Origin of the sequence: Phaeobacter gallaeciensis DSM 26640, from assembly GCF_000511385.1 — a bacterium.
Classification (GTDB): Bacteria; Pseudomonadota; Alphaproteobacteria; order Rhodobacterales; family Rhodobacteraceae; genus Phaeobacter; species Phaeobacter gallaeciensis.
In genome coordinates, this window is record NC_023137.1 from 1,713,537 (window position 1) to 1,727,414 (window position 13,878).

The 13,878-nt window shown below is 57.2% G+C and carries 8 protein-coding genes; 4 read left to right on the forward strand and 4 right to left on the reverse strand.

Annotated features, from left to right (window positions below; translation table 11 throughout):
* Positions 1-7: 7 nt before the first annotated feature.
* From GAL_RS22885 to GAL_RS08200, 3 genes are all read right to left on the reverse strand, one after another.
* Entirely contained in the window at positions 8-1,453 is a 1,446-nt protein-coding gene (locus GAL_RS22885; RefSeq protein ID WP_040103992.1) for a phosphatase PAP2 family protein, read from the reverse strand.
* 132 nt (positions 1,454-1,585) lie between these two features.
* A complete protein-coding gene (locus GAL_RS08195; RefSeq protein WP_024097115.1) occupies positions 1,586-3,358 on the reverse strand; it encodes a tetratricopeptide repeat protein in 1,773 nt (590 codons plus the stop codon).
* Positions 3,359-3,480: 122 nt separating this feature from the next.
* On the reverse strand, positions 3,481-3,969 hold the full coding sequence (locus GAL_RS08200; protein WP_024097116.1) for an Lrp/AsnC family transcriptional regulator: 489 nt from the start codon (positions 3,967-3,969) through the stop codon (positions 3,481-3,483).
* Between the two features lie 94 nt (positions 3,970-4,063).
* On the opposite strand from GAL_RS08200, the gene GAL_RS08205 reads away from it, so the two are divergent.
* The gene (locus GAL_RS08205) at positions 4,064-5,269 is read left to right on the forward strand and encodes a methionine gamma-lyase (RefSeq protein WP_024097117.1); all 1,206 of its coding nucleotides are present in this window, start codon (positions 4,064-4,066) and stop codon (positions 5,267-5,269) included.
* A 115-nt stretch (positions 5,270-5,384) separates the two neighbouring features.
* Entirely contained in the window at positions 5,385-7,796 is a 2,412-nt protein-coding gene (locus GAL_RS08210; RefSeq protein WP_040103993.1) for a transketolase-like TK C-terminal-containing protein, read from the forward strand.
* Between the two features lie 105 nt (positions 7,797-7,901).
* Here the strand turns inward: GAL_RS08210 and GAL_RS08215 are convergent, their stop codons facing one another.
* A complete protein-coding gene (locus GAL_RS08215; protein WP_024097119.1) occupies positions 7,902-11,150 on the reverse strand; it encodes a chemotaxis protein CheB in 3,249 nt (1,082 codons plus the stop codon).
* 300 nt (positions 11,151-11,450) lie between these two features.
* On the opposite strand from GAL_RS08215, the gene GAL_RS08220 reads away from it, so the two are divergent.
* Both GAL_RS08220 and GAL_RS08225 read left to right on the forward strand, forming a co-directional pair.
* On the forward strand, positions 11,451-12,113 hold the full coding sequence (locus GAL_RS08220; protein WP_244462741.1) for a hypothetical protein: 663 nt from the start codon (positions 11,451-11,453) through the stop codon (positions 12,111-12,113).
* A gap of 554 nt (positions 12,114-12,667) precedes the next feature.
* A complete protein-coding gene (locus tag GAL_RS08225; RefSeq protein ID WP_024097121.1) occupies positions 12,668-13,804 on the forward strand; it encodes an ABC transporter substrate-binding protein in 1,137 nt (378 codons plus the stop codon).
* Positions 13,805-13,878 lie beyond the last annotated feature (74 nt).

Consider the following 13,878-nt stretch of genomic DNA (forward strand, 5'->3'; position numbering starts at 1 on the left):
GCGATCCTCATGTGATGTCAGCGGAGACCCAGGGTGTCGGCCATTCGGTCTTCGCCTTCTCCAGGATACGGTGCAGTGTGGGGACCGAGATATGCGCCCATGGGGTGCCGCCTGGCTTTGGGTCCACGGGGGCGCTGTCCATCAGGCAATACCAGATCCCCGCCGCGATGTGCCGTCCCGCGGTCGAGTCGGAGGGGTAGTGCACCCCGATCCGTTCACGGTTCACCGCAATCCGGTTCGCCATGGTCAGCAACGGCGAGGCGATCACATCACTGCCAAGCAGATCATTGTAGGTTGGCTTGCGCAGCAAGGTGCCCGCCGGGACTTGCACATCCGTGCCTGAGCCATCAGATTTATACCCTTTCACCACCCCAAATCGCTGTGCCACGCCGGGAATTTCCAGCAAGAGCAGGGACAGGAAATGCGCCAGAAACGCATGACCACTGGGAAAGGCTGGATGGGCGGGTGGCCCAAAGGGCACCGTCAGGCCGGGCCGCAGTATCGATGGGCGCACCCTTTTGAAATGGGCTTTATAGCTCATATAGGCGACATTGCCGACCGCCAGTCCGAGGTCAATCAACTTGAGTGTGAACGGATGGTCAAAGCTGTTGGCGCCCAGGAAATGGATCAGATAGGCCGGCAGGCCATCGGCCTGGACGTCGCATTCAACCATATACTGTTGACGATCATCCTCCATATACATTTTGAGCACTTCCAGCTCAGCGACGATGATATCAAAGGCAGACTCCGCCGCAGTGCGCGATTGCGCAGCGGTACCGGTTCTGACGTAGTGCCAAAACAGATCGTTTTCTTCCAGCCAGCGATTGCCGACATGAGCCGGATGCCAATTGGTGAATTGTGACGCAAATTCCAGCGCCGCCATGGTGCCGGGTTCCGATCTGTCCGCAGCGCGCAGCCATTCCCCAAGATTGGGATCAAATGGAAGCGCCCAGAACCGCAGAGCGGGATCCCAGTCTTCGGTGATCCATTCCAGCGCCACGGGATAGGCGGCGGTGTCTGTCGGCAGCTGATAGGGGCTGATGATCATCGACAGCGGGAACGGGTCGCCGCCATTGTTGTCGGGACTGAAATCCAGCGTCCAGGGCAGCAGCCCCAGCTCCTTTGGCGTTGCGTAGTAACTGCGCAATGTGCCGATACCTGCATCAGCGCCATTGCCGAGAAGATAGCCGTTGTCCTCCAGCCCGAGCCCCAGCCCTGAGCCGAGCCCCAGACCATTCCCAAGTCCAAGACCGGATCCTAGCCCGAGACCAAGGCCGGACCCCAACCCGAGGCCCAGCCCCAGGCCTTGACCCGTGCCCAGCCCGTTGCCATGACCGAGGCCATTGCCCAATCCCAGACCATTTCCAAGACCCAGACCATTGCCAAGTCCCAGCCCCAACCCGAGGCCGAGACCGTTCGACGCGCCTTGTGAACTACCATGTTCCGCCATCATAAATCCCCCTTAAATCGTTGAATACGAGTTAAAAAACGTCCTACGTGGCTGCTGATATCTGGCCTTTGCCGATCTGCCTCTCGGTTTATTTTGTTCTTGTCGGGTATCCCCATTATGCGCTGTGGCTGCCGTCTATTCCGGCAGTCCTGCGCGTATCAATCCGTCGATCAGACGATCCAGGGCCTCCTTTGATTTCAGCGGGTACCAGGTCGCAAATTTCGAAACCGAGAAGCCGGGATCCAGATCCAGAATTTCCTGCGCAACCTTGCGCGCGTTCTCCGTCTGGTCACTGAGGGCAAAAGACGCCGCGAGCAGACGCAGACTGGCCATGAAACGGGGCTTGTTGCGGCGGGCGTTCTTCAGAAAACGGATCGCTTCCGGCATGTTTCCGTCAACAAACTCGGCAAGGCCGGCCGCAGTCAGGAAAAAGAAGCTCAGTGGATCGTAGGGCGCCAGCCGCCAGACATTGAGAAGCCTGTCGCGGGCCTCTGCGCCATCGCCGAGATAGGCATATGTCGTCGCACTCAGCCCCCAGGCCAGCGGCAGGTTCATATTGTGCGCCAGTGCATCCTCAAAGAGCTCCAGCGCGTCTTCCGGGCTGTTTTCATGCAGGCTCAGCACATGGGCGCGCACTGACAAGGTCAGCGCGTCATCCGGGTCCAGTTCCACCGCGCGCCGGGAATGGTTGATCATGGTCAGTATATCGTCACGCGGGTTGTGAGAATGCCCCTCCGCCAAGAAGAAGTTCATACACCAGGCAAGATAAGCATGCGCCTGTGGATATTTCGGATCAAGTGACACCGCCCGTTGCAGCAGGGCAATCGCCTCTTCATAGCTGTAGTCGTCCAGCTGATAGAGCCGGGCGAGGGCGCGCAGCACGCATTTATAGGCATCCAGACTATCCGTGCTGCGAGCGCTGATATGCTCAGCCTCCGTTGACAGCACCTTTGGTTCCAGCATCGCCAGCACACCGGAAGCGATCTCATCCTGAAAGGCAAACAGCTCCTGTAGATCTCCGCGGTAGGTCTGGGCCCAGATGGCACGGTTGCGCAGCACATCCATCAACTCGACAAAAATGCGCAGTTGATCCCCGTGCCGGTCGACCGAACCGGTCAAGAGATAGGAGACCCCAAGGCCGCGACCTATCTCGGCCGGGTTTTCATTGCTGCCCCGAAATTTAAGCGTCGAAGTGCGCGCCATGACAAACATTGTGCGGCTTCGGGACACGCCTGAGATGATCTCCTCGGTGATGCCGTCGCCAAAGTACTGCTCCTCTGCCTGCGCGCCCCGATCCTGAAAGGGCAGCACCGCCAGTGTCGGTCGGTTCTTCCAATCGGCATGAGGGTGCAGGGGGACGGTGTCACCGCTGCCGTCGCAGACCTGATAGACCTGGACCGGGCGATCAATGTTCTTCAGCAGCGGCGATCCAAGGTCATGAAACCGCAGCGACAGTTTTCCACGGACGATATCGCGGACCATCTTGGTCACCACCACGGTGCCGGGATCAGCCAGTTGATGAATGCGTGAGGCGATGACAACGCCATCAGATTGTACAGTGCCCTGGTCGTCGATCACGTCGTCGATATTCACGCCGATGCGGATCTTCATCGGGTTGGCATCGTTATCCTGCTGGCCCAGCCGGTTTTGAACCGCCATCGCCCACTGCACTGCATCTGTGGCGCTGGAGAATTCCACCAGCAGCGCATCTCCGGCATCAGACCGCCGCACACCATCGTAACGTTCCAGCTCATCCAGCAGCACGGTATCGCGCAGGTGACACCATCGGCGCACCGTCTCCGTTGTGCTGATTTCGATATGCCGCGTGTAGTCTGCCACATCGGCAAAGGCAAACGCCGTGAGCCGCGTCGAGATCTTGGGTAGAATTGTCGGGATGGGCCCCTGCATGGATGATGTCCTGCCGCCAATAGGGGGGCAGTATATCGAATAGTATAGAATTATAAAGAATGTAGCGCCGGGGAGGCTGTATCTTTGCCGGCCATCCCCAAATCAGCGAACCTGATGGATGATCAGCCTCCGCTGCCCTCAACCTCAGGGTAGACTGCGGTCTTTTTCACGACGCCGTAGACAAAGCTGGTGTCGATAGAGCTGATGCCCCCGATGGGATGCAGCCGGGCGCGCACGAAGCGCTCGTAATCTTCCAGATCCGCCACCACCACCCGCAGCAGATAGTCGGCCAGGCCGGTCATGACAAAACACTCCAGCACCTCGGGTGTGTCGCGGATCTGGCGTTCGAAATTGGCCACCACGCTTTCCGTATGGTTCTCAAGGCTTACCCGGACAAAGACCGTGACCGGCAGCCCGTAGACCTTGGCATCGACATCGATGCTGTAGCCCTGAATGACATTGGTGTTTTCCAAAATACGCAATCGTCGCAGGCAGGGAGAGGGGGAGAGATTGACCTCAGCCGCAAGGTCGAGATTCGTCATCCGTCCATTGCGCTGCAGCGCCCGTATAATTCGCCGGTCAGTGACGTCTAGCTTGGCTACTTCTGGCATAATATGCCAATCCTTATGTTGTTTGAGGGTAAATTAGCAACTAATCGCCCGCGAGACCATCCTAAGATGCTGGAAACGCAATAGGGTGATTTCCATGACAAAAACCGGCTCCAGCTTTTCCACACGCGCCATTCACCATGGCTATGACACGCAGTCGCAGCAGGGATCGCTGAACCCGCCGCTCTATCTGACGTCGACGTTTACCTTCGACTCCGCCGAGGCCGGTGGTGAAATGTTCACCGGCGAACGCGAAGGGCATTTCTACAGCCGGATTTCCAACCCGACGCTGGACCATCTGGAGCAGCGGATTGCCAATCTTGAAGGGGGCGAAGCAGGGCTTGCTACAGCGTCCGGCATGGGTGCGATCACCTCGACTCTGTGGTCGTTCCTTGCTGCGGGCGACGAGATCATCCTCGACAAGACGCTTTATGGCTGCACTTTCTCTTTCATGACCCACGGTCTGCCGCGCTTTGGCGTGAAGGTGCGTCTTGTGGATATGACAGATCCGACCAATCTGGCAGAGGCGATCACCCCGAAGACCAAACTGGTCTATTTTGAGACGCCGGCGAATCCCAATAACCGTCTGATCGACATCGCTGCGATTTCCGAGATTGCGCATAAAGCTGGTGCCAAAGTGGTGGTCGACAACACCTTTGCCACGCCGGTCATCACGCGACCGATAGAACTGGGCGCAGATATCGTGGTGCATTCGGCGACCAAATTCATCAGCGGTCACGGCGATGTCATCGCCGGTCTTGTGGTGGGCTCCAAGGAGGATATCACCCAGATCCGTCTGGTCGGGCTGAAGGATATGACCGGTGCGGTGATGTCACCCTTCAGCGCCATGCTGCTGATGCGCGGCCTAAAGACGCTGGAACTGCGCATGGAGCGCCATTGCAAATCCGCATTGAAGGTCGCCGAGGCGCTGCAATCGCACCCTGCGGTGGAGCGGGTCTATTATCCGGGTCTTGATGATTTTGCCCAAGGTGATCTGGCGCGGCGGCAGATGTCGGGCTTTGGTGGCATGATCCCGTTTGAGGTGGTCGGCGGCAAGGCGGGCGGTATCGCCATGATGAACCGGCTTGAGATGGTCCAGCGCGCAGTCTCGCTAGGTGATGCCGAAACTCTGATCCAACACCCGGCCAGCATGACCCATTCGACCTATACCCCTGAGGAACGCGCCGAACATGGGATCGCCGAAGGTTTGGTGCGGATGTCAGTAGGGCTTGAAGGTGTCGATGATATCATCGACGATCTGATGCAGGCGCTGTCCTCGCACAATGCCTACGCCGCTGCCTGATTTCGGCTTTGCCCGGCGCGCCCCACTTGGCCGCCTGATGTAACCGCTGCGCCCTTCAGGTCGCCCCATGTAAAAGGCCCCCTCCGCACTCCGGCGGGAGGGGTAGCTTCGATTTATGCCAACGAGTTTGACCATGACCCCGACACCTGCCGCGCCGACATCCTCTCCTGAAATGCTCAAGACGATTGAGCAGCGGCTGCTATGGCTGTCACATTGGATGATCCACAACGCCAACCACCTGCGGGCCAAGGAAGACGGCATCAAGATTGGGGGCCATCAGGCCAGCTCTGCCTCGATGGTGTCGATCATGACCGCGCTGTATTTCAGCGCGCTACGGCCTGAGGACCGGGTGGCGGTAAAACCCCATGCGTCGCCCATCTTTCATGCAATCCAATATCTGATGGGCAACCAGACCCGTGAGAAGATGGAGAATTTCCGTGGTTTTGGCGGGGTGCAGAGCTATCCGAGCCGGACCAAGGATATTGATGACGTGGATTTCTCCACCGGATCGGTGGGTCTTGGGGTGGCGATCACCTCCTTTGCCTCCATGGTTCAGGACTATATCACCGCGAAATCCTGGGGCGCAGACGCGCCGCAGGGGCGCATGGTGGCGTTGGTCGGCGATGCAGAGCTGGATGAGGGCAATGTCTATGAATGCCTTCAGGAAGGCTGGAAAAACGATCTGCGCAACACCTGGTGGATCATTGATTATAACCGCCAGTCCCTTGACGGGATTGTGCGCGAAGGATTGTTCCAGCGGATCGAGAAGATCTTTGACGCCTTTGGCTGGGATGTGGTGAAGGTAAAATATGGCGCCCTGCAACGCGCCGCGTTTGAGGAGCCGGGCGGTGATAAGCTGCGTCAGTGGATTGATGACTGCCCCAATCAGACCTATTCGGCGCTGACCTTTATGGGCGGGGCTGTCTGGCGTCAGCATCTCATGGAGGATCTGGGCGATCAGGGAGATGTGACTGCGCTGATCGACCGGCGCTCTGACGCGGAGCTGGCGGCACTGATGGAAAACCTTGGCGGCAATTGCGTGGCCACTATGGCCGAGACCTTTGCGGCCATCGACCATGACCGCCCGGTTTGTTTCCTGGCCTATACAGTGAAGGGGTGGGGCACGCCCATCGCGGGCCACAAGGACAATCACGGCGGCCTGATGAACAAGACCCAGATGGCGGAATGGCAGCGCTATATGGGCGTCGCTGAGGGCGAGGAATGGGAGCCGTTTGCAACGGTCGAAGATGCGGCTGCGCTGCAAGGGTTCCTTGATCAGACGCCGTTTTTCGCAAAAGGCGCGCGGCGCTATCAGGACGCGCGCTTGGCTGTGCCGACGGTGGAGGTGAAGACCGACCGCGAGATGTCGACACAGATGGGATTTGGCAAGATCCTTGATGACCTCTCCAAAGGCGACAGCGATCTGGCAACGCGGATTGTTACCATGTCACCGGATGTGACCGGGACGACAAACCTTGGTCCCTGGGTGAACCGGCGCAAGCTTTTTGCCCGCACGGCTCAGGCGGATGCCTTCATGGAGCATAAGATCCCGTCGACCGCAAAATGGGAGTTCACACCGGACGGCCAACATATCGAATTGGGCATTGCGGAGATGAATTTGTTCTTGCTGTTGGGGGCTGCCGGTCTGTCTCAATCGCTGTTTGGCAAGCGGCTGATCCCGATTGGCACCGTCTATGATCCTTTCGTTGCGCGTGGCCTCGATGCCCTGAACTATGCTTGCTATCAGGATGCCCGTTTCATGATCGTGGGCACGCCGTCTGGGGTGACATTGGCCCCGGAAGGGGGCGCACATCAATCTATCGGTTCGCCGCTGATCGGGATGAGCCAGGACGGGTTGGCTGCGTTTGAACCTGCCTTCGTGGATGAGCTGGCAGTGATTATGGAATGGGCGTTTGATTATCTCCAGCGCGATGGCGAGGGCGACCCGGATGAGCGCACATGGCTGCGCGATGAGACCGGCGGCTCCGTCTATCTGCGGCTGACCACCAATCCTATTGAACAGCCCGGCAAACGTGGTGACGATGATTTCCGGCAGGGGGCCATTGATGGCGCTTACTGGCTGAAAAAACCGGGACCGAACTGTGATGTGGTGATTGCCTATCAGGGGGCCGTCGCACCGGAAGCCATTAAAGCCGCTGCCGCCATTGGTGAAGGTCGCCGTGACGTGGGCGTGTTGGCCGTCACCTCAGCAGACCGGTTGAATGCGGGTTGGACCGCAGCGCAGCGGGCGCGGGCACGTGGCCTGCCGCAGGCACAAAGCCATATCGAGACCCTGCTGGCCCAACTGCCCAACCATTGCAAGCTGATCACGGTGATTGACGGGCATCCGGCAACCCTGAGCTGGCTGGGGAGCGTTCAGGGGCATCAGTCTATTCCGCTTGGCGTCGAGCATTTTGGCCAGACCGGCACCATCGGTGATCTCTACCGTCATTTTGGCATCGACGCGCAAGCCATCACTGCGGCTGCAGACGGGTTGACGGCAGGACGACGGTTGAAGGTGGTGTAACGTCTGCCCCTTCGTGGGGCAGGTCAAAGACTACAGATGTGGACCATGAAAAAGGCGCAGTCACCTGCGCCTTTTTTAAAATCTGATTGCCCGGTGTGCGGGCAATCAGCCCTCAGCGTCCTGTGCCTCGCGGAAGATACCGACCAGTCGCGTCACATCGGCGTTGTCGTCGCGAATAGCCAAGCCTTGGCTTTCCACACTGATTTCGACGCCATCGGCACGAATCAAGCGTTTGATGAATGAAAAACCGCTGCCCGTTTCAATCGCCTCGGAGATAATGCGCTGCACATCCTCCCGGTCATCGGGGTGGAAGAACGCAATGGCACTTTCGATTTCCGGATCATAGTCCTCTGGTTTCACGCCATGGATGTCATAGACTTTGGGCGACCAATAGGGCGTCTGGCCCTCCGCATCGATGGACCAGAACCCGATCCCAACCATATCCTGGACCAATTCCGCCTGCATCAGAAGCGCTTCGGCACGTTGACGGGCCTCCACGGTTTCGGTCACATCAGTGCCGATGGTAAAGACTGTCGGCTCTTCGGTCACGTGATGGGGGAACCGGTGACGGTCCATATGGATCCAGCGCTCACCGGTCCCGTCAGGTAGGCTCACCTGCAGCAATTCGCTGTCAAATCCCTCCGGCTTATCCAGAACTTTGGTCGCTCGACGGAACATGGCCTGATCAATGCCTTCGTCGTCTTCAGCGATGGAAAATACGTTCTGAGACAGGGCTGTGTCGCGGTTCAAGCCCAACAATTCTGCATAGGCCGCACTGATCCGGAGGATCTCTCCCTTGCGCGTGCGATTGAGCAGCAGAAGATTGGAGTTGTCGAGAATCATCTCCATTTCATGTGCCATGCCCGGAAACTCCGACACGACCAGCGTAACGCCGAGGATCTGCCCGTTGACGTCGAAATAGGGCGAACAGGTCAGGCGGATGCGGCTGCCCTTAGAACTGAATTCCTCGGTCACGGTTTGGCCAAGACGCAGAGCTTCGCTGCAGATTGGTGCCAGAATAGGAAACCCTTCGGGCAGAGCACATTGGCTGATGTGCGGGCTGGAGATCGGACGGCGGATATCGAACATCCGGGTCGCCGCCAAAGTGGCCTGAGTGATCTGCAGGGCACTATCAGCCACAACGATCGCAAGCGGCGTGCTTTCAAGGACTGAAATCAGCTCGCCGGTACGGCCGCTCAGTTCAGACGCGGTGACCTGAAGCTCTTCATTGACGGTGATCAGTTCTTCGTTCGTGGATTGGAGTTCTTCGTTTGAGGTTTCCAGCTCCTCATTGGTGGCTTGCAGTTCCTCGTTGGTGGATTGCAGCTCCTCGTTAAGTGATTGCAGTTCCTCGTTTGATGTCTCCAGCTCTTCGATGGTCTGCTGCAGAGCTTCACGGGTTGTTGCAACCTCATTCTCTAGATTGCGGATCCGTTCAAAGGTGGCATCGCCTTCCTCGCCAATAATCGGTTCGTCACTCACTCGCGAGCGGTCAACCTTTACCGGTGTAAAGACCACCAATGCGGCGCGTTCACTGATGTCCTTGGCGACAATCGGATAAACATTGAGGTGAATTTCCTCCTCGTCGTTCTCCGCAAGAAGATGGCGGACGCCGCCTTTATGAGACCCATTTTTCAGCGCGATGGTAATGAGGCTGCGCGCCTCTTCACGCAATGGGCTGCGCAGCAGATCAAGATGCATCCGCAGCGAACTGGTCTCATTGATTTCGATGAACTGACTGACTGAGCCATAGACCCGCGCGATAGAAAAGTCCTCAGTGACCAGAAGTGAGTTCTTGCCCAAGGATTGCGCCAGTGCCTCGAACAGCTGTCGATCAGTGGAGGGCCCAGACTGCTCCGGCGGCTTGATCGTCGGCCGTTGTGCCATCATCGGCACCGAAGGCATATTATAAGGTTGCTGGTGTGCCCGCAGGGATCGTTTGCGATAGACATGCGTTGCGGAGCGATCTTGCACGAATAATTCATCCGATCCGGCGACGCTCTCGGCAGTGCCAAGGAACAGAAGACCATGCGGTGACATGGCATAGTGGAACCGCGACATGACCTTCTGTTGCAGTGGGTTTCCAAAATAAATCAGAAGGTTGCGGCAGCAAATTAAATCGACTTTCTGAAACGGGGGATCCTGACAGACGTTATGGTCAGAAAACAGAACCGCATTGCGTAGATTGTCGACCACCCGGACCCCATCGGTCTGACGGATCAGATATTTCTCGGCAAATTCAGGGGGAATATCGTTCAGAGCTGTGAGGCTGTAGACACCTTTGCGTGCGGTTTGCAACGCATCTTTGTCGATATCGGTTGCGAAAATCTGTACCCGTGATTTGAGCTGATTGGTCGGATTGCCGAGCGCCTCAGAGACCACCATGGCGATCGAGTAGGCTTCCTCGCCGGTGGCGCAGCCGGCAACCCAGATCCGCAGCGGGCCGGGGCCGCGCTCTTTTAGCAGTTGCGGTAACAGCGCTCTCAGCAGTTCGAATTCTTCCCGATCACGGAAGAACCGTGTGACTGAGATCAGCAGGTCCTTGAATAAGGCATCGACCGCATGAGGGTTGTTACGGCAGAACTGCGTATATTCTTCTTGGGTTTCGATTCCCAGAGCGATCATGCGTCGCTCAATCCGGCGACTGATCGTTGTCTGTTTGTAGTCGCGAAAATCAACGCGAGTGCGCGCCAGCAGAATTTGCAGCAGATCCGATACAGGTGATTCTTGTAGGCTGTTTTCATGCCGGAGAGAGGTGAAATCGCGCGGTGAGGAAAGGATCTTTTGCAGGTTGGCACCAATATCCTGCGGCCGCAGCACGAGGTCAACGCAGCCGGTCTGCACCGCAGCCACTGGCATACCGTCGTACTTCGCACTTTCGGTGTCCTGAGCAATGGTGATGCCGCCGGCCTCGCGAATGGCCTGCACGCCGTAGGCGCCATCACTGCCGGTCCCCGAAAGGATGATCGCCATGGAGTTGTCGCCGTTCTGCTCCGCAAGGCTGACCAGGAAGCGGTCGACCGAGGGGCGCGGCGTACCGGGTTCGGCATTGGGATCCTGCAACAGGTGCAGGCGACCATCTGAGAAGATGACATCGCTCTTGGGCGGGGTGATATAGACGACATTGGCCTCGGGGATCGTGCCATTTTGTATGGTGCCGACCTTCAGCTGGGTCTGCCGCGCCACCAGCTCCGTCATCAGGCTTTTGTGGTGTGGCGACATATGTTGGACAACAACATAGGCCGCAGGCACATCCACCGGGAGCGTCGCAACCAGCTCACGAATGGCTTCAAGTCCGCCTGCGGAAGACCCGATGCCGATAATGGTCAGGTCCTGAGATGTTTGCGTTGTCATATGTGCGCCTATCGTCTACCGTATTTTTTATCTATTAACGCCTTCACGGCTCCAAGTAACGCCTTCACGCCTTCACCCCTACAAGGTCCATGGCGAGTTGCAGAAGGTCTACTTGAGGAGTGAACTGTCGAGGCATATTGGGGCTGCGATCGAGATGTTGGGATTGCAATTCAGGGTTGCATAAAGCTTGACGGAGATTGTTACTCAAGCCTACGCTGTATCAACGATTTGTAAACCACTCCTAACTAGAAATTAAAACATCTCCAGTTATACAGGTTGGGTGTAATGAATGTGGTAGCTATGACTGATAGTGCTGAGACTGGAGAAGACCAACGGCGGTTCATCGTGAACATGATGGCCGAGAAGGGCGGAGCCCCTTATGTCCGGTCCTGTGAAATTGTCAGTTCTGCGTTCCGTAACAGAACCTCCTTCGTAAATACGATGCCCCTTGGTGAGGTGTTTTGCGACGCCATTGCTGACGGATTGAACGACTGCGTCAACATGCTGTCGGGCGAGACACAGGTTATTTCCCTGCCATCTCTGATCCTTGAAGTGCCAGGCCTGGTTCTGGCTGGGGCTCATATCCTCACATCTGTTAACGAAGATGGTAGTCTGTCGATCATCATCCGGTTTCGGATCAGCCTTGGTGGGATCGGCTATGCTTTCCGGCCTGATGTGGGTTTCGGTGCCGGGCTTGAGGATCTGACGCGCGAGGTGAGCGCGCAGGTGCTAACAGATCTGGCGTTGCCTCTGCTCAATGTGCTTTCCGCGACAGAGGCCGGTCTGGTAGATGCCGAGAGCGCCATCGGTTCACTGAGCCAGCAGCTCGCTGACCGGGTTCACGAGATCCGCTTTCAGATCGAACTTGTGAAGCGCTATACTGACGGGCTTGAGCGGCAGCGTAGTAACACTAAAGGCGCGGATGACGCGCTAGATCGACCGCGCCGACTTAAATCCTGCTAGCGAATACTATTTCCACTCAGCTCAGAGTTGTTATTAACGTCACTACGGCTGTCAGCCTACCAAGCAAGGCTGTCTGATATGGGCGTTAGCTGTCGTATGTTATGGTTCATGCTTGGCTGCTATTAATATGCAGCAGCTGACTGATCGTCGCCGTATGTGATAATAGCTTCTGTCCATATACAACGTTGCCGTTCACACTACGCGCTCTTCGCGCTCAAGGAGGGTGACGTCAAGGCAGCTTTCACTAGAAAGACCTGACGCGACAGGCGCTCCTGCTGGAGCGATAAGTTTTAAGGTTAGATATTTTAATCTTGAAATAAATACGGACTTCAGCCTAGGCTTCCTTAAGGGATCGATAAATGGTCCTTGGACCTCGTGAGGTCGGTTTTCTGCGCATGTGCTCTGCCCCCGGCATGAGTGCGCCCGCACAGGCTGACAAAATTGAAGAACGCCGCAAAAAGCTGGCGCAGCGCAGTCCAATCAGAAAGAGTAAGCGGCGGGGAGCTGCCACAGAAGCGGCCCCCATTGCTCAGATAGATCAGGGAGATGGATCAATGACGACACTGAAGACCATGGCGCTGGCGGCAGCCGTATCGACGCTGGCATTGGCCGCGGGCGCTGAAACCAAGATTGGTATGATTACAACACTCTCCGGTGGCGGCGCGGGCCTTGGCGTGGATGTGCGCGACGGCTTTATGCTGGCGATGGAGCAGGCGGGCCGCGACGATATCGAGGTGGTGATCGAAGACGACCAGCGCAAACCCGAAAGCGCCGTACAGATCGCCGATCAGATGATCCAATCAGAGAAGGTCGATATCATGACCGGCATCATCTGGTCGAACCTCGCGATGGCGGTGGTTCCAGCAGCAACGGCTCAGGGGGTCTTCTATCTGTCGCCCAACGCTGGCCCGTCAGCGCTCGCCGGAAAGCGCTGCCATGAAAACTACTTCAACGTGGCTTGGCAGAATGACAATCTGCATGAGGCGGCGGGCGCATACGCCAATGATGCAGATTTGAAAAACAGCTACATCCTTGCCCCGAACTACCCGGCTGGTAAGGACGCATTGACCGGCTATAAGCGGATGTACAAAGGCGATCTGGCGGGTGAGACCTACACCAAACTGGGTCAGACCGATTACGCTGCCGAAATTGCGCAAATCCGCGCCTCCGGTGCCGACAGCGTCTATTTCTTCCTGCCGGGTGGCATGGGCATTTCCTTCCTCAAGCAATATGCAGACAGCGGTGTCGAGTTGCCGGTTGTCGGCCCGGCCTTCAGCTTTGATCAGGGCATTCTGCAGGCTGTTGGCGGTGCCGCACTTGGGATCAAAAATACCTCGCAGTGGAACAAGGACCTCGACAATCCGGCGAACACAGCCTTTGTCGCTGCCTTTGAGCAGAAATACGAACGCCTTCCTTCGCTCTATGCAAGCCAGGGCTACGACACTGCTAACCTGATCCTCAGCGCGCTGGATAAGGCCAGTGTCGATGATAAGGACGCCTTCCGCACAGCGCTGAAGGCGGCGAACTTCGCGTCCGTACGGGGCGATTTCAAATTCGGTGACAACCACCACCCGATCCAGAACATTTACGTCCGTGAGGTCATTCAGGAAGGTGATGTTTTCACCAACAAGATCATCGCAACCGGTCTGGAAAATCATGCTGACGCCTACGCGGCAGAGTGCAAGATGTAAGACAATCTGAGGTGTGCGGGCCGGTAAGAAATCCGGCTCGCATCCTCCCATTCCAATTGCTGCAGAGGCGTGTT